This is a genomic window from Priestia sp. JSM ZJ58 (assembly GCF_044383985.1).
Classification (GTDB): domain Bacteria; phylum Bacillota; class Bacilli; order Bacillales; family Bacillaceae_H; genus Priestia; species Priestia zanthoxyli.
The window spans coordinates 1,673,098-1,697,505 of sequence record NZ_JBISEM010000001.1 but is presented as its reverse complement, the minus strand read 5'-3'; the positions used below and the strand labels follow the sequence as shown (position 1 = coordinate 1,697,505).

At 38.0% G+C, this 24,408-nt stretch carries 29 protein-coding genes and 1 riboswitch; of the genes, 16 read left to right on the top strand and 13 right to left on the bottom strand.

What is annotated here, in order from left to right; translation table 11 throughout:
* Positions 1-61 precede the first annotated feature (61 nt).
* Positions 62-204, bottom strand: a riboswitch (cyclic di-AMP (ydaO/yuaA leader).
* Positions 205-363: 159 nt separating this feature from the next.
* Positions 364-1,431: an undecaprenyldiphospho-muramoylpentapeptide beta-N-acetylglucosaminyltransferase gene (locus ACH6EI_RS09115; RefSeq protein ID WP_028412762.1), complete on the bottom strand. Its 1,068-nt coding sequence runs from the start codon at positions 1,429-1,431 to the stop codon at positions 364-366.
* 177 nt (positions 1,432-1,608) lie between these two features.
* Here ACH6EI_RS09115 and ACH6EI_RS09110 point away from each other — a divergent pair, with 177 nt between their 5' ends.
* A complete protein-coding gene (locus ACH6EI_RS09110; RefSeq protein WP_028412761.1) occupies positions 1,609-1,944 on the top strand; it encodes a CHY zinc finger protein in 336 nt (111 codons plus the stop codon).
* A gap of 19 nt (positions 1,945-1,963) precedes the next feature.
* Here the strand turns inward: ACH6EI_RS09110 and ACH6EI_RS09105 are convergent, their stop codons facing one another.
* A complete protein-coding gene (locus ACH6EI_RS09105) occupies positions 1,964-2,278 on the bottom strand; it encodes an ArsR/SmtB family transcription factor (RefSeq protein ID WP_013083811.1) in 315 nt (104 codons plus the stop codon).
* 204 nt (positions 2,279-2,482) lie between these two features.
* On the opposite strand from ACH6EI_RS09105, the gene ACH6EI_RS09100 reads away from it, so the two are divergent.
* The 4 genes from ACH6EI_RS09100 (at position 2,483) to ACH6EI_RS09085 (ending at position 4,861) form a co-directional block, all read left to right on the top strand.
* A complete protein-coding gene (locus ACH6EI_RS09100) occupies positions 2,483-2,767 on the top strand; it encodes a putative quinol monooxygenase (RefSeq protein ID WP_013057729.1) in 285 nt (94 codons plus the stop codon).
* Positions 2,768-2,796: 29 nt separating this feature from the next.
* Positions 2,797-3,534 (top strand): oxygen-insensitive NADPH nitroreductase, encoded by a 738-nt coding sequence (nfsA, locus tag ACH6EI_RS09095; RefSeq protein ID WP_099000325.1) that lies wholly within the window; start codon positions 2,797-2,799, stop codon positions 3,532-3,534.
* 93 nt (positions 3,535-3,627) lie between these two features.
* The gene (locus ACH6EI_RS09090) at positions 3,628-4,065 is read left to right on the top strand and encodes a hypothetical protein (RefSeq protein WP_033580605.1); all 438 of its coding nucleotides are present in this window, start codon (positions 3,628-3,630) and stop codon (positions 4,063-4,065) included.
* A 115-nt stretch (positions 4,066-4,180) separates the two neighbouring features.
* Positions 4,181-4,861, top strand: a complete 681-nt coding sequence (locus ACH6EI_RS09085) for a DUF4397 domain-containing protein (protein WP_033580604.1) — start codon at positions 4,181-4,183, stop codon at positions 4,859-4,861.
* 36 nt (positions 4,862-4,897) lie between these two features.
* Here the strand turns inward: ACH6EI_RS09085 and ACH6EI_RS09080 are convergent, their stop codons facing one another.
* Complete coding sequence (locus ACH6EI_RS09080; RefSeq protein ID WP_028412757.1) at positions 4,898-5,431, bottom strand: GrpB family protein; 534 nt, start codon at positions 5,429-5,431, stop codon at positions 4,898-4,900.
* A gap of 571 nt (positions 5,432-6,002) precedes the next feature.
* On the opposite strand from ACH6EI_RS09080, the gene ACH6EI_RS09075 reads away from it, so the two are divergent.
* On the top strand, positions 6,003-7,754 hold the full coding sequence (locus ACH6EI_RS09075) for an N-acetylmuramoyl-L-alanine amidase family protein (protein WP_099000326.1): 1,752 nt from the start codon (positions 6,003-6,005) through the stop codon (positions 7,752-7,754).
* A gap of 29 nt (positions 7,755-7,783) precedes the next feature.
* On the opposite strand, the gene rpsN is transcribed toward ACH6EI_RS09075, so the two are convergent.
* On the bottom strand, positions 7,784-8,053 hold the full coding sequence (rpsN, locus tag ACH6EI_RS09070; RefSeq protein WP_028414364.1) for a 30S ribosomal protein S14: 270 nt from the start codon (positions 8,051-8,053) through the stop codon (positions 7,784-7,786).
* Between the two features lie 413 nt (positions 8,054-8,466).
* On the opposite strand from rpsN, the gene ACH6EI_RS09065 reads away from it, so the two are divergent.
* From ACH6EI_RS09065 to ACH6EI_RS09055, 3 genes are all read left to right on the top strand, one after another.
* Positions 8,467-8,742 carry an AbrB/MazE/SpoVT family DNA-binding domain-containing protein gene (locus tag ACH6EI_RS09065; protein WP_013057736.1) on the top strand — a complete coding sequence of 92 codons (276 nt, stop codon included), beginning with the start codon at positions 8,467-8,469 and terminating at the stop codon, positions 8,740-8,742.
* 120 nt (positions 8,743-8,862) lie between these two features.
* Positions 8,863-9,324, top strand: a complete 462-nt coding sequence (locus ACH6EI_RS09060) for a DinB family protein (protein ID WP_028414365.1) — start codon at positions 8,863-8,865, stop codon at positions 9,322-9,324.
* 187 nt (positions 9,325-9,511) lie between these two features.
* Positions 9,512-10,279: a class I SAM-dependent methyltransferase gene (locus tag ACH6EI_RS09055; RefSeq protein ID WP_028414366.1), complete on the top strand. Its 768-nt coding sequence runs from the start codon at positions 9,512-9,514 to the stop codon at positions 10,277-10,279.
* 15 nt (positions 10,280-10,294) lie between these two features.
* Here ACH6EI_RS09055 and ACH6EI_RS09050 read toward each other — a convergent pair whose 3' ends face one another.
* On the bottom strand, positions 10,295-10,975 hold the full coding sequence (locus ACH6EI_RS09050) for an FHA domain-containing protein (protein WP_028414367.1): 681 nt from the start codon (positions 10,973-10,975) through the stop codon (positions 10,295-10,297).
* Between the two features lie 318 nt (positions 10,976-11,293).
* On the opposite strand from ACH6EI_RS09050, the gene ACH6EI_RS09045 reads away from it, so the two are divergent.
* The gene (locus tag ACH6EI_RS09045) at positions 11,294-11,428 is read left to right on the top strand and encodes a hypothetical protein (protein WP_255219782.1); all 135 of its coding nucleotides are present in this window, start codon (positions 11,294-11,296) and stop codon (positions 11,426-11,428) included.
* Positions 11,429-11,486: 58 nt separating this feature from the next.
* Here ACH6EI_RS09045 and cobT read toward each other — a convergent pair whose 3' ends face one another.
* Complete coding sequence (gene cobT / locus ACH6EI_RS09040) at positions 11,487-12,524, bottom strand: nicotinate-nucleotide--dimethylbenzimidazole phosphoribosyltransferase (protein WP_099000327.1); 1,038 nt, start codon at positions 12,522-12,524, stop codon at positions 11,487-11,489.
* Between the two features lie 162 nt (positions 12,525-12,686).
* Between cobT and ACH6EI_RS09035 the strand changes: the two genes are divergently transcribed.
* A complete protein-coding gene (locus tag ACH6EI_RS09035; protein ID WP_014459409.1) occupies positions 12,687-13,553 on the top strand; it encodes a YitT family protein in 867 nt (288 codons plus the stop codon).
* A gap of 66 nt (positions 13,554-13,619) precedes the next feature.
* Positions 13,620-13,976: a hypothetical protein gene (locus tag ACH6EI_RS09030; RefSeq protein WP_099000328.1), complete on the top strand. Its 357-nt coding sequence runs from the start codon at positions 13,620-13,622 to the stop codon at positions 13,974-13,976.
* A gap of 328 nt (positions 13,977-14,304) precedes the next feature.
* Here ACH6EI_RS09030 and ACH6EI_RS09025 read toward each other — a convergent pair whose 3' ends face one another.
* Together ACH6EI_RS09025 and ACH6EI_RS09020 are read right to left on the bottom strand one after the other, a co-directional pair.
* A complete protein-coding gene (locus tag ACH6EI_RS09025) occupies positions 14,305-14,751 on the bottom strand; it encodes a GNAT family N-acetyltransferase (RefSeq protein WP_028414370.1) in 447 nt (148 codons plus the stop codon).
* Between the two features lie 186 nt (positions 14,752-14,937).
* Positions 14,938-16,107, bottom strand: a complete 1,170-nt coding sequence (locus tag ACH6EI_RS09020; RefSeq protein WP_028414371.1) for an MFS transporter — start codon at positions 16,105-16,107, stop codon at positions 14,938-14,940.
* Between the two features lie 360 nt (positions 16,108-16,467).
* On the opposite strand from ACH6EI_RS09020, the gene ACH6EI_RS09015 reads away from it, so the two are divergent.
* Positions 16,468-17,031 (top strand): YitT family protein, encoded by a 564-nt coding sequence (locus ACH6EI_RS09015; protein WP_028414372.1) that lies wholly within the window; start codon positions 16,468-16,470, stop codon positions 17,029-17,031.
* A 29-nt stretch (positions 17,032-17,060) separates the two neighbouring features.
* Here the strand turns inward: ACH6EI_RS09015 and ACH6EI_RS09010 are convergent, their stop codons facing one another.
* Positions 17,061-17,945, bottom strand: coding sequence for a diacylglycerol/lipid kinase family protein (locus ACH6EI_RS09010; RefSeq protein ID WP_028414373.1), 885 nt, complete (start codon positions 17,943-17,945; stop codon positions 17,061-17,063).
* Between the two features lie 188 nt (positions 17,946-18,133).
* Between ACH6EI_RS09010 and ACH6EI_RS09005 the strand changes: the two genes are divergently transcribed.
* The gene (locus ACH6EI_RS09005; protein ID WP_223260182.1) at positions 18,134-18,598 is read left to right on the top strand and encodes a DUF4306 domain-containing protein; all 465 of its coding nucleotides are present in this window, start codon (positions 18,134-18,136) and stop codon (positions 18,596-18,598) included.
* A gap of 55 nt (positions 18,599-18,653) precedes the next feature.
* On the opposite strand, the gene ACH6EI_RS09000 is transcribed toward ACH6EI_RS09005, so the two are convergent.
* Positions 18,654-19,757: a citrate synthase/methylcitrate synthase gene (locus tag ACH6EI_RS09000; RefSeq protein WP_028414374.1), complete on the bottom strand. Its 1,104-nt coding sequence runs from the start codon at positions 19,755-19,757 to the stop codon at positions 18,654-18,656.
* Positions 19,758-20,166: 409 nt separating this feature from the next.
* Here ACH6EI_RS09000 and ACH6EI_RS08995 point away from each other — a divergent pair, with 409 nt between their 5' ends.
* Complete coding sequence (locus tag ACH6EI_RS08995; RefSeq protein ID WP_013083830.1) at positions 20,167-21,081, top strand: LysR family transcriptional regulator; 915 nt, start codon at positions 20,167-20,169, stop codon at positions 21,079-21,081.
* Between the two features lie 231 nt (positions 21,082-21,312).
* Here the strand turns inward: ACH6EI_RS08995 and ACH6EI_RS08990 are convergent, their stop codons facing one another.
* From ACH6EI_RS08990 to ACH6EI_RS08980, 3 genes are all read right to left on the bottom strand, one after another.
* On the bottom strand, positions 21,313-22,137 hold the full coding sequence (locus ACH6EI_RS08990) for an STAS domain-containing protein (protein ID WP_014459398.1): 825 nt from the start codon (positions 22,135-22,137) through the stop codon (positions 21,313-21,315).
* On the bottom strand, positions 22,124-22,789 hold the full coding sequence (locus ACH6EI_RS08985; protein WP_028414375.1) for a cobalamin B12-binding domain-containing protein: 666 nt from the start codon (positions 22,787-22,789) through the stop codon (positions 22,124-22,126). Before ACH6EI_RS08985 ends, ACH6EI_RS08990 begins: the two co-directional genes overlap by 14 nt.
* A 352-nt stretch (positions 22,790-23,141) precedes the next feature.
* Positions 23,142-23,405 (bottom strand): hypothetical protein, encoded by a 264-nt coding sequence (locus ACH6EI_RS08980; protein WP_081732902.1) that lies wholly within the window; start codon positions 23,403-23,405, stop codon positions 23,142-23,144.
* 153 nt (positions 23,406-23,558) lie between these two features.
* Between ACH6EI_RS08980 and ytvA the strand changes: the two genes are divergently transcribed.
* Complete coding sequence (gene ytvA / locus ACH6EI_RS08975; protein ID WP_028414376.1) at positions 23,559-24,341, top strand: YtvA family blue-light photoreceptor; 783 nt, start codon at positions 23,559-23,561, stop codon at positions 24,339-24,341.
* Positions 24,342-24,408: the final 67 nt, after the last annotated feature.

Below are 24,408 nucleotides of genomic sequence, written 5' to 3'. Positions count from 1 at the left end.
TTTCACCTATATTTTGAAAGGAGCGTACTATCCGCTGTTATAGAAAACGACCACGATTACACCATCCTCTCTCTTAACGCTTACGAAGTTAGCTGACGGGTTCGGGTCAAGAAAGTAACCCTACTCAATTAAGAGATTCACCCCTGATAATTGGGTCCTCCGCTCTTTCCTTCTCTTTCAGAAAAGACTCAGCGTTTCACAGTGGAACGTTTCATGAGAGTAATCTTACTCCTGTTAAAATTTACTGTCAACAACATTTTTTGAAATTTTAAAAGCTTTATTTTTCTATATTTATTCATTATTTTAAAATAATAATTCCAGAAGAAAAAAAGCGTTCTTATCGAGGAGATAAGAACGCTTTTTTTAGCTCATTTTCTCAATTTCATTTACAAGAATTGAAATAGCATCCGTTTTTGTTGCTTCACGCATTGTACGCTTCATTGTACTTGCCTGCTGCTGAAGCTCACTTACTTCACGTAAAAACAATTCTTTTGTTAACTGTTCTTCTTCTACAACCATACAGTAGCCTTTTTTCTTAAAAGATTGTGCATTTAAAATTTGATCTCCGCGACTCTGTGCTTTTGATAAAGGAATAATCATCATCGGTTTATGAAGAGCTAAAAACTCAAAAATGGCATTGGATCCACCGCGTGTAATCACATAATCAGTTGCCGCTAGAACATCAGGAAGCTGTTCGTTTACGTATTCTAACTGACGGTATCCTGACTCTTTTTCAAGGCTTGTATCAATATTGCCTTTTCCGCAAAGGTGTACAATTTGGAATTTCTTTTGCAGTTCAGGCAAAGACTCTCGAACGATTTCATTAATACGGCGTGCTCCTAAACTTCCGCCCATAATCGTTAAAATGGGGCGCTTATCATAAAAGCGTAGCCAGCTTTCCCCGTTCGCTGCGCTTCCGCTAAATAGCTCTTTTCGAATAGGTGAACCAACAACCTGCACTTTTTCTTTTGGAAAGTAGTTTGCGGCTTCATCAAAAGAAGTAAAAATTTTAGTGGCAAATTTCTGCGCAATTTTATTTGCCAGTCCCGGTGTTAAATCACTTTCATGAATGAACACGGGAATGTTTAAAGATTTAGCAGCCATTACCACAGGAACTGTGACGAAACCGCCTTTTGAAAAAACAAGAGAAGGCTTTAGTTTTTTCAGCACGCGACGTGCATCGCCAACCCCTTTTGCTACTCGAAATACATCTTTTACATTTTCCATATCTACATATCGACGCAGCTTCCCGCTTGAAATCGCATGATATGGAACGTTTAATTTTGTAATTAATTCTTTCTCAATACCATTGTGAGAACCGACATAATGGATATCCCATTTTTCACTGTCTAATTCTTTCATGATGGCAATGTTTGGCGTTACGTGCCCCGCTGTTCCGCCTCCGGTAAAAACGATAACTTGCTTACTCATTTTTTCTTCCTCTCTTTGCATCACTTAATCGATCTGTTTTGACATCAATTTTTATCTAATCTTTTTAGCATGCAATCTGACATGTAAAACGATGGTTTTATTATAGCATTTTTCTTTTTACATATGTATGATAAGGCGTATAAAAGCATGCTATACTTTTCATAAGGAGTGATGATAATGAACAAATCTGTACCTGCAGTAAAAGGTGACACAGTGGATTCCGAAACGCGCTGTACGCACTATCATACGGATAAAGATATTATCGCAATAAAATTTTATTGCTGTCATACATATTATCCATGCTATCAATGTCATAACGCACATGCGGATCACGACATTAAAAGATGGCCAACATCTATGTTTAATGAAAAAGCTATTCTTTGCGGAGTATGTAAACATGAGCTCTCAATTAATGAATATTTAACCTGTAACTCGACTTGCCCTCACTGTCGTTCTTCTTTTAATCCCGGATGCAGCCTGCATGGACACATTTATTTTGAACAAAAAAGCTGAACAAAACATCGTTCAGCTTTTAAAATAATTGCTCATCTATATTGATAATGGAAGGAAGCAGACCTGGGAACAGTTCCTCAAGTTCTTCTAAACGCAAGGAATAATAGTGCTGCGTACCTTCTATACGTAGTTTGATAATTCCAGCTTCGCGAAGTACTTTAATATGATGTGATAGCGTTGATTTTGATACATTTAATTTTTGATAATACGAACAGGTCTGCTCCTTTCTTGTCGCTAAACACTGTACAATTCGCAGCCGGTTAGGATCACTCAACGCATGTAAAATAGGCGTTAATTTAATTTCAGATTTCGGTGGTTGATAAGGTTTTCTCATGCTTAAAATATAACACAGCTTCTTTTGTGTATCAATGTTCGATAACTTTCGAACTAAATTCCTTGCACTGTTATTTAATCGGTGTTATAGTTTCATTGTTCGATGATATTCGAACTTATCTTCATTTTAATCGTAAATTGAATGAAAGATTAAAAACAAAACAAATAATATAAAGCACCATCATTATTAAAGGAGGAATCATCCATGATTCATTTACAAGCTTCAATGAAAGTTAACCCAGCAAAAAGAGAAGAATTTTTAGAAAACGTACAAGAACTAATTAAGCATTCTTTACAAGAAGAAGGAAACAGCAACTATCAACTATTTGAAGATGCTTTTACACCTAACACATTTATGATGATTGAAGAGTGGAAAAGCGAAGAAGCAATTCAAGCACACAATAAATCAGCTCATTTCCAAAGTTTTGTAGCATTTGCTCAAACTGGCGTACTTGTAGCACCTTTAGATGTAAAAACATTACAAGGCTAAAAATAACTTCTTTGAAAGGATGACGCATCATGAATGAAGCAATTCGTACAATTCAAGATCATCGTTCTATCCGTCAATATACAGACGAAGCAGTAAGCGACGAGCATTTAGATACAATTATTCAATCTGCTCAGTCAGCCGCTTCTTCTATTAACGGACAGCAAGTAACTATTATTAGCGTCCAAGATAAAGAAAAGAAGAAAAAGCTTTCAGAGCTTGCGGGCAACCAAGCGTGGATTGACCAAGCTCCTCTATTTTTAATCTTTTGTGCAGATTTTAATCGTGCTAAGATTGCAGCTGAGCTTAACGATGCGCCTCTTGGCGTAACCGATGGGCTTGAGTCAATTTTAGTGGGGGCAACCGATGCTGGAATTTCTTTAGAAGCAGCAACAGTTGCAGCAGAGTCACTCGGTTTAGGTACAGTACCAATCGGCGGAATTCGCAGAAAGCCACTAGAAGTCATTGAACTCCTAGATTTACCGGCATACGTATTCCCAGTAAGCGGTCTTGTCATTGGACATCCGGCAGATCATTCTGCGAAAAAGCCTCGATTACCACAAGCTGCTGTGCACCATCGTGAAAGCTATAATCATGACTTAAAGTCATTGATTCAAGACTATGATGCTGAAATGGCAGAGTATATGAAAAAGAGAACAAACGGTGCAGATGACCGCAACTGGTCACAAACTGTATCCGCTATTTACAAAACCATTTATTATCCAGAAGTTCGAGCGATGCTTGAAAAACAAGGATTTAAATTCGAATGATCAAAAGCTGCGATGTTCATCGCAGCTTTTTTTATCTACTTTAACAGCGTCTTGAATAGACTAAAAGTAATACTCGATAAATGAGGTGTTTGGATGGAGTTTATTTTAATTTGTAATTTTCTTTTAGGTGCAACGGCAGCGTTTTTATTGGTGCCGGCTTTTACAAAAAAGAACACCCTTCACGTGACTTTGCTGTCTCTCCTTTTCCTCCTTTCAATTGTTCCAACCTTTCTTCTCGCTAATCCACATATCGGCGTTTTACCTTGGGCTATTCGAGACGGTCTTCTATTGTTTTCCGCTTTCCTTTTCTTTTATCTAACCTTCACTTTAAGCAGATGGAAAACACTTTTGTTTTTTCTTCTCCTTTTACTGTCAATTGCTCCTCTTGCCTACGTCGTATATGATGACTTCACGCATACGTATATAGATGCCAATATCGGACTTGGCCTAGGCTTTTTATTGACGTGGCTCTTAACAACCTTGTACAATATTTTGGCTATTCTTCGATTTTTCCGTCAGAAATCTCAGTAAACACGTTAAAAGTTAACAAACAAACGAATAGTTGATTTTATTTAGTATACGCTAACAACTGCACAGTCCTTCTCTTTACATAAAGCTGTGTATACTAAAAAAGGAGTGATACTTGATGAAACGACTATTCGTAATGGTAGCAGTGATTGCCTTCTTGGCACTTAGCCGCATGTTAGTATTTGCCGCTGAAACACCTCCTGCTGCAGATGAGCGACCAGCTCAAAATGCAGAAGTTCGTATCGTTCATGCTTCACCAGATGCTCCAGCTGTAGACATTTTTGTGGATGACAAAGCTTTAGTAGAAGGAGCAAAGTTTAAAGATGTCTCCAACTCCCTGCCTTTGTCAGCTGGTTCTCATAAAGTAGAAGTATACGAAGCGAAGACAAAAGGAACAAAAGATTCCATCATCGAAGCTACCCTTGTTGTAGACGGTGGAAAATCGTATACAGTAGCCGCTGTAAATAAAGCCGAAAATCTTGAACTGCAGGCTTTTACGAATAATAAGCAAGGGATGGATGGAAAAGCAAGCTTACGTGTTGCTCATTTATCTCCTGATGCTCCTGCGGTAAACGTAGGTCCTAAAGGGGCTGCTCCTTTATTTAAAGATCTGTCTTTTAAAAGCATTTCAGGTTATCAAGTAGTAAATCCGGGTTCGTATGATTTATCTGTTTCCACAGCAGACGGAAAAGAAATACTAAGTCTTCCTGGAACAAATCTTCAAAGCGGTAAAAACTATACGGTTCTCGCAGTAAATACTGCTGATAAGCTTGAGACCATTGTTTTACAAGATAATTAATTAAAAAAACGTCATTTCAATTGAAATGACGTTTTTTTATAGACTGCGCTGAATGAATTCTTCTTTTTTGTACTCATAGGTAGAAATATCGTTCCACAATCGTTTTGAAAGCTCGTATTTCATACCTTCATATTTTTTTCTAGCACGTTCGCTCGAGCGTAACTGCTCCCTGAAATTAATTCGTTCATTCCAATAAGGTGATTCACTGACCGTTACGTACACATGACTTCTTCTAGCATCATGTGGAATGAGCTTACGGGCATTTTTAGCTGTCATAATTGGAGGGTAGTGTGCAGCTGGAACGCCTTCTTTTAATAAGACGAACATCTCCTTTTCCGCTACGTATACGTGAGATTTATTTTTTAATATAGCGCGCACTTCATTTATGTCTTCTTCGCGTTTGACGCCGATTAAAATATCAACGATTGGTGAACCTGCCAATCCTGGAACGGACGTGCTTCCAATATGTTCGATGTCTACTGAAAAATCTTTTAGTGTATTAAGTAACGCTTCTTTTTCCATTTGATACAAAAGCGACCACTTTGTTTCATACTGAACAATCTTTCGCATATCAGTTTCCACCCTTTCACTTTTTTATACTGTACCATGTTTTAAAATAAAAAGAAAGAATTTTCTAACTATTTACTTTTTGTTTATGCTATGAGCTTTTCCATCGATATAGACAGGCTTTATATTATTTTATATATTTTTGTTATTTTTATTCTGAATGTTTCATAATTGTGGATGTTTCCTCCTCCAAAAGATAGATACTCTTTTATTTGCTATCTCTCCTCTATCATATTCACATTCAGCTGCTTTATACTATTTTACATTTTTTCTAGTATAAAACATGTCCTCAAAACATCGGTGAACAAAGGGCTAAAGACCTTTATATGCCCTTGACATCCCTACATTTCACCTTTGATATAATTATATTTTACATTAATGTAAAATTTTATCGTTAAGGATGGCAGATAGTTCAAATTCATTATACAATTGAAATTCGACATATAGTATGATGGATAATATCGGCATTATGAGATAATAGTAGATTTAACTCAAAATTTTGGGCTATTTGCCGATATATGCTTTGTATACTAATTAACTTATGTTGAAATTTGTAATTTGCAAGGAGGAAAAAATGAATAAAAAACATGTCATGTACACAGCCGTTTCTTCTGTTCTTTTAAGCTCTTCATTGCTTTTGCATTCGATTGACGCAGATGCAGCTGAATCGGCCAAAGTAACTGCTACATCGTTAAATGTACGTGCAACGCCTAGTACAAGCGGCGCTATCGTTGGAAAAGTAACGAAGGGAAACACCGTTAATATAGTAGATGAAAGCAAGGGATGGGCTAAAATTACGTATAACGGTAAAGAAGCTTGGATTTCATCTCAATACATAAACAAAACACAAACAAACAGTACGTCTACGGCAAATTCGACATCCAAGTCAGCCGTTGTTAACGCCAGTTCATTAAATGTTCGCTCTTCTGCGAGCACAAGCGCGTCTATCGTGACGAACTTATCCCGAGGTTCCAAAGTAACGGTGGTAAAAGAAAGCGGATCCTGGTCACAGATTAAAACAGCATCAGGTCAAACGGGCTGGGTAGCGAGTCAGTACCTACAAGCAGGATCCGGTTCTTCTACACCGCCTAGTAACTCGGGTTCTACAACATCCAAGTCAGCTGTTGTTAACGCTAGCTCATTAAATGTTCGCTCTTCTGCGAGCACAAGCGCGTCTATCGTGACGAACTTATCCCGGGGTTCCAAAGTAACGGTGGTAAAAGAGAGCGGATCCTGGTCACAGATTAAAACAGCAAGTGGTCAAACGGGCTGGGTGGCAAGTCAGTACCTACAAGCAGGCTCTGCTTCTTCTGCGCCAGCTAAAGATTCTGGATCCACGTCATCTAAGTCAGCGGTCGTTAACGCCAGTTCATTAAACGTTCGTTCTTCTGCAAGCACAAGCGCATCGGTCGTAACAAACTTACCGCGCAATTCAAAAGTAATGGTTTTAAAAGAAAGCGGATCTTGGTCTCAGATTAAAACGGCAAGCGGCCAAACGGGCTGGGTAGCAAGTCAGTATTTACAAGCTAATTCTGGACAGTCTTCACAACCAGCCCAGTCGATTCAAATTACAAAAGCTTCAAATTTGCGCAGTCAGCCGAGCTTAAGTGCGGGAATTATTCGTGTAGCAAAAGCAGGCGAACGATTCAAAAAAGTAGGCGAAACGAATGACTGGGTGCAAATTCAGTACTCTGCAAGTCAAACAGCATGGGTGTCAAAAGGGTTAACAGCTGCGGCTGGTTCTACAACTTCAGCTAGTTTGCCTTCCCCATCTGCTGCTTTAAAAGATAAAATTATTGTGGTAGACGCTGGGCACGGCGGATATGACCCTGGCACTTCAGGCAAGTCATCGATTGAGAAAAACCTAGCGTTAACAACCGCAAAACTTGTGGCAAGCCGCTTAGCTAATGCCGGAGCAAATGTATTTATGACGCGTTCAAACGATACTTTTATTTCACTGAGCGGACGTGTGAACGTTAGTGAAGCAAAGCATGCAGATGCATTTATCAGCGTTCACTATAACGCTTCTACTTCATCTTCTGCAAACGGCATCGCATCATTTTATTACAGTGAAGCTAAAGATAAAGAATTAGCAAAATACATTCAAGAAAGCATGGCTGAAAATGCGCCTTCTATGAAGGATATGGGGGTTCGTTTTGGAGATTATTATGTTACTCGAGAAAACAACCAGCGTGCTGTACTTCTTGAATTAGGCTTTTTATCAAATGCTCACGATGAGCAAATTGTTTCTTCTAATGCGTATCAGCAGCAAATATCTACAGGTATTTATCAAGGAATTGCTCGATACTTTGCAGCTAATAAATAATAAAAGCCCTCATAATGAGGGCTTTTATACTACCAGCTTGCTTTTTTAACACCTGGGATTTGTCCTTTGTAGGCCAATTCCCTAAAAGCAATGCGTGACATTTCAAATTTTCTAAGATAGCCTCGAGGGCGACCGGTAACGCGGCAGCGATTATTTAAGCGCGTTGGTGAAGAATCTCTAGGCAATTTTTTTAACGCTTCGTAATCTCCTTTTTCCTTCAACTCTTGGCGCAATTGCGCATATTTCGCTACTATCTCTTGGCGCTTTTGTTCTTTTACAACTTTTGATTTTTTAGCCAAACTCTTTGTCATCCTTTCGCTTTATCAATTTTTATTTGAAATACGTAATCATTACGATTTAATCGTTTTGAGCAAGTTACTTTTTAAATTTAATCATATTTTCTTCATTTTTTCAACTTGTTTGCTTCCACGCTTACATGTATCCTCTCTCCTAAACTGCTGTATAAACATAAATAAAATTGTATGTCAAATGTAATTAATTCCTTCATCTCCTATATCATACAAAGAGCCCTACATATTCCATTTTGTAGGAGGATTTGTATTTACAGATAATATTTCAATAATATTACAGTTCATTTACATATTAATAACTTCGACAAATTTAGCGGTTATCTAGTATATAATCATCTTAGAAATTCCAAAAATAATATTTTGTGTACTCAATAAAATATAAAAGTAAAGGTGATTAAAAAATGAAATCGACTGGTATTGTAAGAAAAGTAGATGATTTAGGTCGTATCGTAATTCCTAAAGAGTTAAGACGTGTTCTTGAAATAGATGTAAAAGATCCTGTTGAAATTTTTGTCGAAACAGATCGAATTATTTTAAAGAAATATGAGCCGAACGGTGCTTGTGCGATTACTGGTGAAGTATCTTCTGACAACGTAACAATCGCAGATGGCAAATTAACTTTAAGCCGCGAAGGTATGGAGTTATTACTTGAAGAGTTAAAACAACGTAATTTCTAATAAAAAGAAAAACAGTTGCATGTAAGCAGCTGTTTTTCTTTTTATTAAAGTTTTTTCTTCGCTTTCTGATTTTCAGATGCTATACTCAGAAGCGAATACATAATAAAGGAGCCTTTTATCATGACAGTTGAACAAATGACTCATCACTTTTTAGCACATCGAAACGTAACTAATGAATTAATCAACAAAATTGAAGCAGGTCACTACGAATACAAGCCTGCCCCGACATCTATGTCAGCTTTTGACTTATCTACGCATATTTTAACATCCTTTTATGCATTTGCATCAGTGGTAAAATCCGGTGATTTATCTCCACTTGGTCAAAAAGCTGATTTTGGCGGTAAGTCATTATCGGACCTTGCAGCTGAATATACGAACAAAACAGTAGACGTATTACGCTCACTTAGCGAAGATGACTTAAACAAGACCATTGACGCAACTGCAGCGTTTGGAAGAAAGCTTCCTGGAAGACAGCTTTTACAAATGGCCATTGACCATGAAATTCATCATAAAGGAAATTTATACGTCTACGTACGTGAGATGGGTCATACAGATCTTCCTCTATTTGTTCAGTTCGGTTAATGGTTATAAAATAGTTCGACTTGTAAGCGCCCAAGCTAGAAGTTTGGTGCGCTTTTTCTTTGGAGTTTTCGGCATAATAAGTAAGATATATGGTATAATTCTATCAATAACTTCATATCTACTATTCAAAGCTTGTTTCTTCTTATAAAACGATCGTCATCATCTTTTACAAAGGAGGAATCACTTCATGAGTCAAACTGTTAATCAACAAAAAATTGCTCAAGTGTATCATCTTCCGTTTGTTTCTTCATTTGGAGGAAGTGCTATGAACCTTCTTTCTCCTCAAGCTGGCGAACATATTTTAGATATTGGCTGTGGCACTGGCGAATTTATTTCGCAGCTCAATAAGCTTCATGTCCGTGCAACGGGTATCGATTGCTCTGAAAATATGATTGAACAGGCTCGTCATCAGTACCCGACTCTATCCTTTGAACAGTTAAACGCCCTTAACCTTCCTTATTACGAACAATTTGACGCAGTTTTTTCCAATGCAACTTTACACGATATCCGTCCCCCTCACCTTGTCATTAAAAACATTTACAATGCTTTAAAACCAAATGGCCGATTTGTAGCAGAATTTTGGGGAAAAGGAAACATGGACGAAATTTTCACAGAAATCATTCGTCAATTTAAAACGTTTGATATCCCTTATAACGATGTAGATTTCCCATGGTACTTCCCTTCTGTAGCTGAATATTCTTCTCTTTTGGAATCACAGAATTTTCAAGTCACCACGGCCATACACTACAGCCGGCCCCTCTTGTTAAAAGGGGAAAACGGCTTGCGTAATTGGCTCGAAACAAATGCAGCCCCTCTTTTTGCTCACGTGACGACAGAAACTAAAAATGTCCTCATTACGCGCTTAGAAAATCGAATGCAAGACAAACTATTTCAAAACGGATCTTGGCTAGCAGAAGCTAAACATATACGTGTACATGCTGTAAAACGAGATTAAAAAATGGACGTGATTCTATTCACGTCCATTTTCGTTAAAGTGCAGCCAATATCCTTTTCCTCGAATCACTTCGATTTCTAAATATGTTCCTATTTTTTTGCGAACCCGGTAAATCAGCGCATTCAGCTCTTCCGCTGCTACCAGAATTTCTCCATTTGACTCTACTCGTTCAGGCCAAACGCTTTTTTTTAATGCTTCTTTTGAAACAAATTGATTGTTATATTCTAGAAGGTAAGCTAAGCACGCGTATTCTTTATCTGACAGAATATACGTTTCCTCTTTTACTTTTACTTTCTGCAAAATTGGATCTAATGTGTAAAATGGCTTATTTATTTGTTTTAGCAAAGGTCCTAAATCGAGGGTTGCATCCATATCATCATTTCTAAATACTAAAGCTGCCTCCTCATTTGCTAAGGTAATGACATCCTGCTCTTTCAAGAAACGAGGGGTTCCAGGCTGTAACTCTTCTCCGTTTACTTTTGTCCCGTGTTTACTAAACAAGTCTGTAATGAAGAATGCGTTGCTTTCGTACGTTACTTCAAAATGCTTGCGTGAAATGTAAGCACTTTGAAAGGCCAGATAAGGCTCCCATTCTTCACTGCTTCGTCCGATAATACAAGCTTTATCTTTTGGAATAGGCACGGAAGCTCCTTCATCAAAAGGAGCACCGTTCCGAATAATCAACATACCGTTCATTGTTTGCTCACACTCTTTTTTAAAATTTTCTGACTCTTATCATGTAATTATAACACTCACATTTATTGAGATTTCTTCCAACTTTGGATAACATCATAGTATAGTCAGTTATATGATAAAGGTTGTTGCCATGTAAGTAAACCTTTAGAGCAGTCCTTTTCTAACTGAAAAAATACGTATTCTTTGCCCTGCTGTAACGTGGATACAATTTTTTTGTAAAATAATTTGTTTTTTAGTAACTTTGACATATGTTCTCTCTTTTTAAAGCGGAGTAAAATAGGAAAATACGTGAAATATTTACATAATGGAGGAAGACCAATGGGACGTTTGCCAAAAGATAGAGAAATTCAAGCGATTAAACGACGCGTTGCACTGGTATTGTTAATTATTGGATCATTTATTTTAACAGGTGCTAGCTTTAGCGTTTATTGGTTTATGATGTTAAAAATATAAGATTTTTTTATAAAATAAAGAAAAAAGACATGGTTTTGTTCCCATGTCTTTTTTAGGTTTATTCTTTCTCAGACACTCCCGCAGATTGAAACGTAGCCATATTAGCAATCATCAGCGAAGCCGAGTGCAGCAGCGGAAATGTAACAGCAGCTCCACTTCCTTCACCTAACCGAAGATTGAGGTTGAGAAGCGGTTTCTTGCCAAGAAGCTTCATTGCACACGCATGACCTTGTTCAACAGATTCGTGACTAGCAAACATATAGTCTCTTGCTTGTGTATTGATTTCTGTCGCCAGAAGAGCTGCAACTGTACAAATAAAACCATCTACTAAAATAGGAATACGGTGAGCAGCTGCCGCCAGCATAGCACCTGTCATCCCTGCAATTTCAAGCCCCCCTATTTTACTAATAATATCAATCGGATCCTGAGGGTTGATGTGCCTGCTTTGCAGCGCTTCTTCAATTACCTTCACTTTGTGGCGCAGTTGTTCGTCAGAAATCCCTGTGCCCATTCCTGCAAGCTTAGAGACTTTTTCTCCTGTCAATACAGCTAAAATAGCCGTGCTTGACGTAGTGTTTCCGATGCCCATTTCTCCCACAATCAAACATTTAATTCCTTGGGCAATAAGCTCTTCAGCTTCTTCATATCCGACTTGAACAGCCAATTCTGCCTCACTGCGCGTCATCGCGTCTTCTTTATAAAAACTTGCTGTGCCCAGCTTCACTTTGCGTTGTACAAGGTCCTTGTGGGAAAGGTCAGAAGCAATGCCGATGTCAATCAGTTTGAACTGGGCATCTATTTGCCCGCTAAACACGTTAATAGCTGCTCCTCCCTGCAAAAAATTCAGCGCCATTTGTGCCGTTACGTCTTGAGGATAAGCTGAAACTCCTTCTTTTACAATTCCATGATCGCCTGCAAAAACGAGGACTCCTGGCGGCGTGACTGTCGGAAAGGTTTCCCCAGTCATGGCCGCTAATTCAACTGCTATTTCTTCGAGCCTTCCAAGGCTTCCTATCGGTTTGGTTAATGTATCAATATAGCGTGCCGCTTTTTCGCCAGCGCTTGTTTGAAGCGGTGGAATATAAACGTTTATCATATGTACAGCTCCTTTATTTCAGCAAATGTCTACCGTTTAATTTAACAGGATTTTGTTTATTCTGGCTAGTCTTTTTTAAAGTAGATAATTGGATAGAGTTCCCAAGACTTAGTTATACTAGTAAGAGTTGCGTATAGGCAGTATGTTGAAAGGAAAGATTTTATGACAACGAAACAGCACAAAAAGGAAAAGGCAGGTCGGCTCATTTATCGCTACATTATGATGTTAATTGGAGCTTCCTTGGCTGCCGTTTCTATCGAATTATTTTTAGTCCCAAATTCCGTCATTGACGGCGGTATTATCGGTATTTCTCTAATTTTAGTTTACTTAACAAAATTGCCGTTCAGTCTTCTTATCATCATCTTTAATCTCCCTTTTTTATATAGTGGATACAAACAAATTGGTCGTAGCTTCTGCTTTTCATCTATGTTTGCAGTTGTTGCTTTATCCATTGTAGAATCTCAATTGCACCATGTTCCAGCTGTAACATCTGAACCGCTTCTTGCTACTGTATTTGGCGGGCTGCTGTTAGGAGCAGGTGTAGGAACGGTCATTCGTCACGGTGGAGCATTAGACGGAACTGAGATTTTAGGTATTTTATTAACAAAAAAAATCCCGTTTTCTGTAGGCGAATTTGTGATGTTTTTAAATATCTTTATTTTCGCTTGGGCAGGGTTCGTGCTAGGTTGGGAACAAGCCATGTACTCGATCCTTACGTACTATATTGCTTCTAAAACAATCGATGCGATTATTCAAGGGCTTGATGAAACAAAAGCAGCTTTTATTGTTTCAAATCACTATGAAGAGCTATCAGACGCTATTACGCATCGTCTAGGCCGCGGCGTGACGAAACTGTATGGTAAAGGCGGATTTGAAGGTACAGAAAAAGAAGTCATATACGTAGTTGTGACGCGTTTAGAAATTACCAAGCTTAAAACTATTATTTCTGAAATTGATCCACATGCATTTACAACCATTATGGATACCCAGGAAGCGCAGGGCGGCAAATTCAAATCAGCCATTCACTAACTATACATAAGCGTGGATTTCTCTGAGCATGCTAATAGCTGACTACCCATAAAGGAGATCACCACAATGAAAGAACAAATGTCCAACTTATTTAACCAATTAAAACAGTCGGTTTCCGATGTATCTGATAAGTTATATGACAAAGTACATACGCTGCAATCATCACCAGGAGTCAGTGTTTTTGAACTGTATGAATGGATTAAAGAAAATCCAAGCACAAGCGTACAAAAGCAAACGCTGCTCGGGATTTCGTACTCTTTCTATACACTCCACGCAGACGGCGTTTTTTTCTATATGGAAACGAAATATGATTATTTACTTTACATGACTATTTATAGTCCAACACGTCATTATTTCACCTATCATTCTTACAGAGATTCTTTATCAACAGTGACTCCCTTGACGTTTCCTATTACTAAATAATAAAAAGCTCCTCAATCGAGGAGCTTTTTTTATATGGTTATCTTCCTTTTCGGACTTTAAAGATAAACAGCGCAAGTAAAAAACCGCTCGTCGCAGTTACTATTTTCCACGCGTTTAAGATTGGATTTTTTTTCAAGGTCCTGCTCCTTCCTTGCGGCTATACTAAAAATAGGATGGCCGCCTTTCAAACAGCTAGTCCAACTTCTCCCTACTATTGATACGATCATCTAACATATAGCCCACCGACATTTTCATCAATTTCACTTTTCATACTATAACATATTTTTGCCATTTAGTAGAAGTCTTAAAAGTAAAAGCTGTACTTCTCTTAAAAAAAACGGTATTGAACCCCTTCATTTTCTTTACCGTTCATTTTTTGATAAAGGTTTTGAGCAACTTTATTTTCACTGCTGCACTCAGCGGTCATTCCTGCAAACTCATACTTTTGAGAATAGGCAAGGCAAATCTTAAACAAACGTTCACCAATTTTATTTCCTCTGTTTAAAGGAGATACGTACAAATCTTTTAAGACGCCTGTTTCTTTAAAATAATGGGTGCTCCACGATACGTACACCGTCGCAAAACCTACTAGTTTCCCTTCCAATTCAGCAACAAACTGGATACCGTAGGAAGGATTATTCAATAGACGCTTAATATGTAAAGTTAAAGCTTTCCGGGAAGGGTCAGGCTGCTCGCAGAATTTCACTATATATTCTTGCATTAACGTAGCCAGTCGCTCTCGATCAGTTTCAACCGCCTGTCGAATGACAACCATTTAATCACTCCTTTTAGCTCAACGCTCTTAACATAATTCGATAGCTATACTTTTTTTCCTTTCGTTTTCGTGAAAAGCTCCCTACTTTTACACAAGGGGATATTTAAAGCAAACAACCTTATACGGCTTATGGTTGAGGAGAGAAAATACGCTGTTTTAAAAAAAGGTTGCAAACAGCAACCTTTTTTAGTTAGCAAGCGCATAATTTCGTAAGAATAAACCTACGCAGCCGCTGATTACAATCAGTCCTCCTGCCGTTAGAAACGCCGCCGTCACATTTAGCGAAGCAACAGCGCCAAGCAGCAGCACCGAAAGCCCAAACGTCACATATGAAACGCTCAGCGTAGCGGAAAGCACCTTAGGAAGCTTTTCTAAAGGAACGGCCGTTTGTGTAAGCGTGTAAGAACACGTAGCGCTTATTTGAAGGGCAATGCCAATAGTAAAACTAAGTAAAAGGGAAAGAAACGGCACAGATATCACTCCGAACAATAATGTAAAGAAACCTGAAAAAAGACTGCCTAGTATTACGATATGATAAAGACTTCTCTCTTGCTCAACTGAAATCTTCAGCAAAACGAAACCACCAAGAACCGTTCCAACAAAAAAACTGCTGTTAATATATCCCCACCAAGCTTCATTTTTATTTAATATTTCTTTCACAAACACGTAGACAATAGCTGATGCCCAAACGCCGGCAGCCATCCCTTCTAAAACCTCCATGACTAATAAAACCCGCAGGCGCGGATAATGCCAAATTAGCTTCCATCCCTCTTTTAACCCTTGTTTTTGCTTTGTTTTAGAAGAATGAACGTTCATGCGAATGGCCTGCATGAATATGAGTGACAAACTAAATAACGAAAATGACAGCCATAAAAGGCCGGTAGCATCCCAGCTAATAATCAGAAAGCTTCCAAGCGGATAGGCTGCAATTTGAATCGTTTGATCCGTGACATTAAACATACTGTTCCATTTTAACAGCTTCTCTTTATCTACTAAATGAGGAAGCATAGAGCTTTGAACCGGAGCTGCCCACCCATCGAAAAAAGCAATAAGCGCCACGCAGCACAGCATGCTGATAAGCGACATATGCCACAAGAAAAACATAGACAAAACACTGGTTTTTAACAGCTGAGACACCACAAGAATACGCTTAGCTCTGTAGCGATCTATAAGAAAAGGCACCGTAAAACTGCTCAAAAACTTAGCAGCCGTAATGGTAAACGGAATGCATGAAAGCAGCACAGGAGAACTATTTTGAGCGTAAAGAATGCTTATTAACGCAACAATATATAATACATCTGCTAAATTAGCTTGGCTTTGACCAAACCATAAAAAAAGTACGGAACGATTTTTCACGACAATCCCTCTTTCTTTTTAGTATGACTGAAAAGAAAGAGAATCCTACACGTAATCAACCCCTTTATATAACGGCTTGCTTTTATCGACTTATTACAATCGTATGCTTTTTACAGAACACAACTTTTTTATATATTAAAAAATACAAACAGTTAAACAGTATGGTAAAAAATCAAGAAATTGTCGTGAAAACGAAGTTAGATTAACTATAGAATATCAGAGTTATAGAATCAATACTTTTTACATAATTTTCTTTTTTCTTCTTCTTTACTTCTAAATAACCTAAGCTTGTCATATACATAGATGGACGAGTACTCCCATTAAAATTTAACGTATAGGGTGAGGAATATTTTTTCGAGAGTGGTTTCGATTTGCTGTGGCAGCTTATTAATTGGACTAGGGCTAAACGGGTTTATTGCTCCGTATCACTTACTAGACGGTGGACTTATAGGATTTGGGCTTATCGTATATTATGTGTTTGGAACTCCTATCGGAATGTCCATTTTCTTTTTGAACGTACCTGTCTATTTATATGCTTTTTTTCGTCATCGCCAAAACTTTTTTTATGGAAGTATAGGTTTGTTTGTTTCTTTTTTTATGACAGAATGGCTGTCTATTCTCGAAGGCACGCTGGAGCTTCCTTTGATCTTTAGCTCATTGCTTGGAGGCACACTCGTAGGAATGGGAATAGGACTGATGCTTCGCTACGGCATCAGTTCGGACGGTCTGGATTTAATCGCTATTATTGTATCAAAAAAATGGAAAATCAATATAGGAATAACCATTTTTATCTTAGACAGTACGATTATGATAGTGGGCTTACATATTATCGGATTTACAGCTTTTTGCTACTCCATGCTTGTTATTACGATGAGCAGCATAATGATTATGCTCTTCACTTCTCCGCGATGGCTGTCTTCATAAAAAAAACGCTTGAAGTTTCAGCGTTTTTTTTATTTGTTTCCTACTATCATATTTATGTGATTGTGGAGAACCGTAATCGTTGAAGGTGTTGTCGTTTCTTTTTCTCCATCACAATCTACCGTTTTTTCAGGAGTGGTTTCAATATGGACTTCTTTTGTCCGAAAATGCATAAGGTTGCTTTCAGGGTCAAGCTGTTCCTCATCAGGAGTTGTTTGTAACCATGCCATAACCGGCTCGATTCCCATTTCTTTAATAACGAATACATCTAATAATCCGTCTTGAAATGAGCTGTTTCCTAGCATAGCGCGAGTTCCTCCTAAAAAAGGACCGTTCCCAATTAACACCATAACTGCTTCTCCTTCATAGGAAGCTTTTTCGCTCGTCATTTTTAATTGAAAAGGCTCTGCTTGATTTAACGTTCTACCTACGCTCATGTAGTAAGAGAGCTTACCAAATTTCTCTTTATTTTCTTCTAAAATATTTTCAGATACATCAGCTACGAGACCGATTCCCCAAAAGTTTAAAAAATAATCTTCGCCATGTTTTCCAACATCCACTGCTTCCGTCTGCTTTTCAATAATTTGCTCCACTGCTTTTAAAGGATTTTGATTCATTCCGATTGCACGCGAAAAGTCGTTGCACGTTCCTCCGGGTAAAATAGCAAATACAGGGCGTTGCTTCAGCGGAGCAAGAGCGTTGATCAACTCATAAATCGTCCCGTCTCCTCCTGCTCCAATAATGACATCCGCTTCGCCTTCCAATTTTCTTACCAGCTCGGCACCATCTCCAGGCTGCTCTGTTTTATATAAAGTAACCGCCTCAAATGCTGTGTTTAACCGATCACATATAAAGTCAATTTCATTTACTAATTTTTTGTTTCCTGCGTTTGGATTCAAAATCACTGCTGCCTTCATCTTTCTCTCTCCTCTATTCATATCTTCCGTTTCACCTTTTTTCCCTTTCTTTTGAAAAAACAAACCTTTTGAAATATGAACGTTTTATGAAACCATTCCAATAGTGCTTTTTTTACTTTCAAAACCTGCTATAATAATTTTCGGACTTGTATTAACAAAAGATGGTTATTGAGAGGAGCTTTCTATACGTGTCAATAAAATGTATGACGCAGCTATTTGCAAGTTGTTTTGTTTTTTTACTTTCCTCAGTCGCTACTTGGTACAACGGCTCTTCGATGCTTGAAGGACCTTTATCAGCTAGTTTGACCGGAGGGCTAACAAAGTCCTCGGCGGTTCATCACTATTCTCACATCGATTATTTGTTATATACAATTAAATTCCACCCTCAGTTTCCAATTATGATGATGGTGAGCGGGATTTATTTGATTGTATTACTATCTATTATTGGGTTCAAAAAGCGGTATGGATTGATTAGCTCCTGCTGTTTATGTATCACAGCTCTCTTATGCTACAGCAGCTATAAACTTTCACATACCCCGACCGAAGGTGAACACGCCATGATTACCTCTAGCTTAGCTGCAGCAAGTTTATGCTTAGCAGTCGGATTATTCTATTTATTAAAGCGATTTTATTCTCAAAAAGAATATATTTAACCATATGAAAAAAACGTCGGATCTACCGACGTTTTTTAGGTGAAACCGAGTTTATTTATTGATTTTGTTCAACTGGCGTATAACCTATATACGCAGACTGCGGTCGGTAAATACGATTATTTTCTGACTGCTCTACGACATGAGCTGTCCAGCCAACTACACGGCTTGCTGTGAAGGTCGGAGTGAATAGTTCAGACGGAAGCTCAACCGCTTTCATAACCGCTGCAGCGAAATATTCTACATTGGTATAAATGCCTCTCCCCGGCTTGTATTCATTGAGTAACTCAATGGTTTTATCTTCAATTTTAACAATTAAATCAAATAGCCCGTTGTCTCCTGAAATTTGTTTCGATACTTCTTTTAATGCTTCTGCTCTCGGGTCATGTGTACGATAAACGCGATGACCAAATCCCATGATTTTCTCTTTATTATCTAATTTTTTACGAACCCAAGGCTCAATATTCTCTTCACTTCCAATTTCATCAAACATGGTAATAACACCAGAAGGAGCTCCTCCGTGAAGCGGACCTTTCATCGCGCCAATTGCTCCGCATATAGCTGAAACCATGTCAGATTCGGTAGATGAAATAACGCGTGATGAGAAGGTTGAGGCATTCATTCCATGCTCAATTGTCAAAACAAAATAGGCGTTTAGCGCCGTAACCAAACTTTGATCTGGAATTTCTCCGTTAATCATGTATAAATAGTTTGCTACATGATCCAAATGCTCGTTAGGCTCTACTACTTCTAAATCATTCATTTTACGATACCAATAGGCAATAATGGTAGGTGTTACCGCTGTAATCGCAAGCGCCTGCTCTTTTGTCGGAGGCCAGCTGTATGAAGGGTCTCCTAACGCCGAGATACATGTGCGAAGCGCGCTCATCACTTCTGTGTCTTTTGGCAAACAGTCCATTAACGCAACAATATTAGCTGGAAGCGTACGATGAGTCACCATCTCTTGTTTAAATGCTTTTAACTCATCATGATTTGGCAGCGTACCGTTCCAAATTAAATAAGAAACTTCTTCAAAAGAATAATTGATGGCCAAATCTTTTGCCCAATATCCGCGATAAATCAGCTGACCTTTCTCTCCATCAACATGCCCTACTTTTGTTTCAGCTGCAACGATTCCTTCTAGTCCTTTAACATATGTCATCTCAACCACTCCCCCAATTATTTTTAACAAACCGGCCCTTTTTTTTATGTACGGCTCGTTTGCAGAATGAATAGACTCACCTTAGTGGTGCACTATACCATTTTATTCCTCTTTCTTAATTGTCAGAACAGTATACAAAATGAACATTTCAACACGTGTTATTTCTGCGCTCGCGGCTGTGTTTTACGGGAGAAAAAAATATTTTTTTAGGATTTTCTTCGAGGGTACTTTTTTGTTAACGCTTACAAATATGCGGGTTTCTAACGTATTTAGAGGAATTTGATGTGCTATTTTTAGATGAATCACTATTCACTTCCTTATGTAAGAGTTTACATTTATTTGAATCATAAGTAAAATAGATAAATAGAATAAATAGTATGAAAACTAAGAATACTAGTGAGGAGAATTTATGGATATTCGAGAACTGCAACATTTCATGGAAGTAGTCAATCAAAAAAGTTTCACGAAAGCAGCAGCTGCGATTCACTTGTCTCAGCCAGCATTAAGTAAAATTGTAAAGAAACTAGAAGAAGAACTCGGCGTAGACCTTTTTGATCGCTCTACTCGAAAGCTGACATTAACCGATGCAGGACAGATTGTGTACGGGCAAAGCCAAAAGCTGGTATCCACTCTTCACGAGCTGCATGCTCTGTTAGATGATTTACGAAATCTGCCTACAGGAGATATTAAAGTAGGAATTCCTCCTTTAGTAGGGACTGTCGTTTTCCCGATGATTGCAAAAAACTTTACATCAAAACATCCTCAGGTGAAATTAGAGCTTGTGGAGCTTGGCGCAAAGCGAATTGTCGAACTTGTAGAAAACGAACAAGTAGACCTTGGCATTATCGTATTGCCTATTCAAAACCCTCTTTTTCACGTCTATCCGTTTATTGAAGAAGAGTTTAATTTATACATTCATCATGAGCATCCGCTGGCAGCCAAATCAATCGTTGCTTTGAGCGAGCTTAGAGAAGAGCCGTTTGTCCTGTTCAGCAAAGATTTCTCTCTTCATGATCGCATTATTCATGAGTGCATTCAAGCGGGTTTTCATCCAAAAATAGCGTACGAAAGTTCTCAATGGGATTTGATTATTGAACTAGTCGCTTCTGAATTAGGTATTGCCATTTTACCAAAGTCCGTGTTTCCGAAGATCAATAACCCTTTTATTAAAAGTATTCCAATTGCTGCACCTACTCCAATGTGGGAGCTCGGCATCATTTTGAAAAAAGATCGCTATATGTCATATGCTACACGAGAACTTTTATCCTTCCTAGTAGACCAAGACATCATTTTGCCGTCTCATACGATGTCAGCAAACTCTTAACAAAAAAGCCTCTTCTTTCATTAGGAAGAGGCTTTTAGTCATCTTTGCTATTTTCTTCAATTTTTTTGTCATGTGATGTGGAAATAAATCAATTATTAAATGCAAGATGACGGACTCAATTCTTCAAAACTCACTAAACCCTTCAAGTATGTGATTTAATAAATGTTTAATTGTAACAAAAGAAGTGTATACAGAAAGAGGAGAAGAATAACTTTCTTCTCCTCCACCCTTTTAACTCACATTTTTATTCACAGCAATAATTTCACTTAGGTTATTCATATAAATAATTTGATCACCAAAGGTTCTATTTTTCAAAGCAGCCGTATGGTGCGGTTTCATGCCAATAATATAGCATGTGATCCCCATAAGATAGAAGGACTGCATAAAGCCTGCAAAAGCTTGAATTCCTTCGGTTGTTAATATATCTAGGCCCCCAAAGTCAAATAGAAGCGTGGTGTAATTTCCTTCATGTGCAAAGTTTTGCAAAATGGACGTATTTTCAGCTACAAGAGCTGTGTCTAAGTCTCCAAAAAGAGGTATAAGCCCTACTTTAGAGGATAATTTAATAAAAGAAGCGGACAATTGCTTAATTTTTTGTAATGATTTTTCGAGACGTTCTTTTTGTTCAAGCAGTTCAAAATCTGTATCTGCTAATCGTTTCCGATGGTCTTGAACAAGATTCGTTAGCTCTTGTATACGTTCATCTTGGCGAATACAAACTAAATGACCTATATCACTATCCCATTGAATTAAGCATTCAAACAGTGAATACGGCGAATCATTGGTTTGCATCACAAGCTCTACTTTCTGAATAGCCTGGCCTCGGCTTTGGACAAGCGTTTGCTCATCATGGGGTTCGTCTACAGACAATTCTCGAGAATCTTTTTGGCGCAAGCTTAAAAACTTTCTCGCCTTTTCTTGACTAAATACGTCTACAAGATCTAAAAAATTAGCTGAAGGCTTAAATAAATGACCTGATTGTTGCGACCATTCCAAAATATTAAATTCAGTATCCACTAGAAAGTAAGGAATTGGAACATATTCAAGCATCGACATTAACTTCCACTCCTTTGTGATAACTGATTAACCAGTTATTTAGTTGGTAAAGATCCGGAATTAGGCGTGTATGCTCAGAACAGTAAGAACGGAAATCAATTTGAGAAACTAAACGCCCTCCTACCATTACTGTTGGTCTTGATTCTAATTTGTCCAAAGTTTTGGTATATTCAGCAAGCCTCTCAATATGATAAGGAATGCTGACAGATAATCCTACCATGTGCGGCTTCCATTCTATAGCCATTTTCTCAGCGTATTCCAGAGGTAGATTGGCCCCTAAAAAGCGAGTATTCCAACCATGTTCCTCAAACAATAAAGCCACCATCTTTAAACCAATGAAGTGCTGTTCTTGTTCCAAGCATAGAAGCAGTGCCCTTGGAGCAGTGTCTGAAGCGTGTCCCTGAATTTTTTTATAAAAGCGATAGCGAGTTAGCACATAATCACACGTCGTAGTTGCAACATGCTCATCAGCTACAGAAATGATATTTTCTTCCCACATATCTCCAGTTACTCGCATTGCGGTTGTAATTAAATTTTCATAAATATCTAGGCTGTTCTTTCCCTGTTGGATTTCTTCCAGCACAACTTCCCAAGCGCTGTCTTGATCACCAGCTAATAAATAGCCTACAAATTTTTGTACTTGAGATTTCATTGTTTCACCTCAGTAAACGTAAAGCTTTTAAGAAACTTGAATAAAAGCTTCTCGTCTCTCTTTTTCAAGATCGCCTAAAATGTATACCACTTTTAGACTAACACATGTTGCCAATAGCAACAATATAAAAATAGAATAATAACTTTTTATTTTACTACACTCAGTAAAACATGACTAGTATTTCTTTAAATATTCTCCTTTCCCTTTTATTTGCGAAAAACACCTCGGCATTTTTTACCGAGGTGTTTTTCCAGTTGTCATCATTTCGGCTCAAAGAATGTAAGTTCGTCTCGTTCTCTTTTAAGCATTTCTACTTATCTTCCACTTTCAATAGACTTTCAAACATATGTATTTATGACTCTTCTGTTCCCACCATAATACTGATAAGATAGAGCGCTGTCATAACTGAGCCGATTGTATTGCATATCAAATGAATATATTGGCTGGTCGCCATAAACAAGTATAAACTTAGCAACAGCAGCACCGTTCCGAACAAAAAAGACCATTTAAAGAATGACAGTGGCCGCTTAAACTTTATACGCAAACAAAAAATGAGAATAAAGCCTACTAGCGCCATCACAAAGAAACTAACGTTAAATAAATTGATAGTTATCACATTTGTTCACACTCCCTTTGCCCCCCAAAACTATTATAACATATTTTTCCTTATCTTCATTCTTTCTCTAGAAGCAAACGCGTCGAAAATTGTTTTTTAAACGTGTTTATGTCACAATATTTTTATAAAAATTCCAAGGAATGAGGGAATGCATTGACTACACCTGAAGCTCAAGATTCAAAATGGTCCATTTTAAATAAAGCCCTTCATAGTTCGCAATCTGGTATTATCGTGACGGATCCTTCTTTACCTGATAATCCAATTATTTACCTCAACCAAGGGTTTTCCCTTATGACCGGCTATAAGGAAGAAGAAGTATTAGGGGAAAATTGCCGTTTTCTACAAGGGCCTCTTACAAGCCCGCACCACGTTGATGAAATTCGCAGCGCTATCAGCCGCAATCAGTCAGTTTCTGTTACGCTTGTGAATTATCGAAAAGACGGCTCTTTCTTTCATAATCAGCTAACGATTGACCCGACATATGTAGAGGAAGAAGATAAATACTACTTTATTGGTGTTCAAAAAGACGTAACAATAGAGATTACAGCCCAGGAACAGCTTCAGCAAGCTTTAGAAGAAGTGGAAAGGCTATCCACTCCTATCGTGCCAATAGAAGAAGGAATCTCTGTTCTTCCATTAATCGGAACTTTAAACGAGCGGCGTATAGAAATGCTATTTAATAGCTTCACCTCGCGTAACACAAGCAGCAAAGATCGTTACTTAATCGTAGACGTCTCAGGGTTAGCTGGATTTAACGATTCATTCGGCCGTGATATTCTTAATATTTACAATTGGCTGAAGCTAATGGGAACTCAGCTCGTTTTAACCGGAATTTCCCCTAACATGGCCATACATATGAGCACTATAGAAGATGATATGTCCTTTATTTTAGTCTATCAAAGCATTAAAGATGCCTTACCGAAGCTAAAGCTATAAGCGCAAGAAGTGATGCCTTATGAAAAAGAGTTAAAATGCATGAAGATGTTAGTTAAAAAATGTTTAT

What these genes read in the sequence shown, in the direction of transcription:
- ACH6EI_RS09115 (WP_028412762.1), bottom strand. Translation starts at nt 1,431, where the DNA reads ATGAGTAAGCAAGTTATCGTTTTTACCGGAGGCGGAACAGCGGGGCAC.
- ACH6EI_RS09110 (WP_028412761.1), top strand. Translation starts at nt 1,609, where the DNA reads ATGAACAAATCTGTACCTGCAGTAAAAGGTGACACAGTGGATTCCGAA.
- ACH6EI_RS09105 (WP_013083811.1), bottom strand. Translation starts at nt 2,278, where the DNA reads ATGAGAAAACCTTATCAACCACCGAAATCTGAAATTAAATTAACGCCT.
- ACH6EI_RS09100 (WP_013057729.1), top strand. Translation starts at nt 2,483, where the DNA reads ATGATTCATTTACAAGCTTCAATGAAAGTTAACCCAGCAAAAAGAGAA.
- nfsA (WP_099000325.1), top strand. Translation starts at nt 2,797, where the DNA reads ATGAATGAAGCAATTCGTACAATTCAAGATCATCGTTCTATCCGTCAA.
- ACH6EI_RS09090 (WP_033580605.1), top strand. Translation starts at nt 3,628, where the DNA reads ATGGAGTTTATTTTAATTTGTAATTTTCTTTTAGGTGCAACGGCAGCG.
- ACH6EI_RS09085 (WP_033580604.1), top strand. Translation starts at nt 4,181, where the DNA reads ATGAAACGACTATTCGTAATGGTAGCAGTGATTGCCTTCTTGGCACTT.
- ACH6EI_RS09080 (WP_028412757.1), bottom strand. Translation starts at nt 5,431, where the DNA reads ATGCGAAAGATTGTTCAGTATGAAACAAAGTGGTCGCTTTTGTATCAA.
- ACH6EI_RS09075 (WP_099000326.1), top strand. Translation starts at nt 6,003, where the DNA reads ATGAATAAAAAACATGTCATGTACACAGCCGTTTCTTCTGTTCTTTTA.
- ACH6EI_RS09065 (WP_013057736.1), top strand. Translation starts at nt 8,467, where the DNA reads ATGAAATCGACTGGTATTGTAAGAAAAGTAGATGATTTAGGTCGTATC.
- ACH6EI_RS09060 (WP_028414365.1), top strand. Translation starts at nt 8,863, where the DNA reads ATGACAGTTGAACAAATGACTCATCACTTTTTAGCACATCGAAACGTA.
- ACH6EI_RS09055 (WP_028414366.1), top strand. Translation starts at nt 9,512, where the DNA reads ATGAGTCAAACTGTTAATCAACAAAAAATTGCTCAAGTGTATCATCTT.
- ACH6EI_RS09050 (WP_028414367.1), bottom strand. Translation starts at nt 10,975, where the DNA reads ATGAACGGTATGTTGATTATTCGGAACGGTGCTCCTTTTGATGAAGGA.
- ACH6EI_RS09045 (WP_255219782.1), top strand. Translation starts at nt 11,294, where the DNA reads ATGGGACGTTTGCCAAAAGATAGAGAAATTCAAGCGATTAAACGACGC.
- cobT (WP_099000327.1), bottom strand. Translation starts at nt 12,524, where the DNA reads ATGATAAACGTTTATATTCCACCGCTTCAAACAAGCGCTGGCGAAAAA.
- ACH6EI_RS09035 (WP_014459409.1), top strand. Translation starts at nt 12,687, where the DNA reads ATGACAACGAAACAGCACAAAAAGGAAAAGGCAGGTCGGCTCATTTAT.
- ACH6EI_RS09030 (WP_099000328.1), top strand. Translation starts at nt 13,620, where the DNA reads ATGAAAGAACAAATGTCCAACTTATTTAACCAATTAAAACAGTCGGTT.
- ACH6EI_RS09025 (WP_028414370.1), bottom strand. Translation starts at nt 14,751, where the DNA reads ATGGTTGTCATTCGACAGGCGGTTGAAACTGATCGAGAGCGACTGGCT.
- ACH6EI_RS09010 (WP_028414373.1), bottom strand. Translation starts at nt 17,945, where the DNA reads ATGAAGGCAGCAGTGATTTTGAATCCAAACGCAGGAAACAAAAAATTA.
- ACH6EI_RS09000 (WP_028414374.1), bottom strand. Translation starts at nt 19,757, where the DNA reads ATGACATATGTTAAAGGACTAGAAGGAATCGTTGCAGCTGAAACAAAA.
- ACH6EI_RS08995 (WP_013083830.1), top strand. Translation starts at nt 20,167, where the DNA reads ATGGATATTCGAGAACTGCAACATTTCATGGAAGTAGTCAATCAAAAA.
- ACH6EI_RS08990 (WP_014459398.1), bottom strand. Translation starts at nt 22,137, where the DNA reads ATGTCGATGCTTGAATATGTTCCAATTCCTTACTTTCTAGTGGATACT.
- ACH6EI_RS08985 (WP_028414375.1), bottom strand. Translation starts at nt 22,789, where the DNA reads ATGAAATCTCAAGTACAAAAATTTGTAGGCTATTTATTAGCTGGTGAT.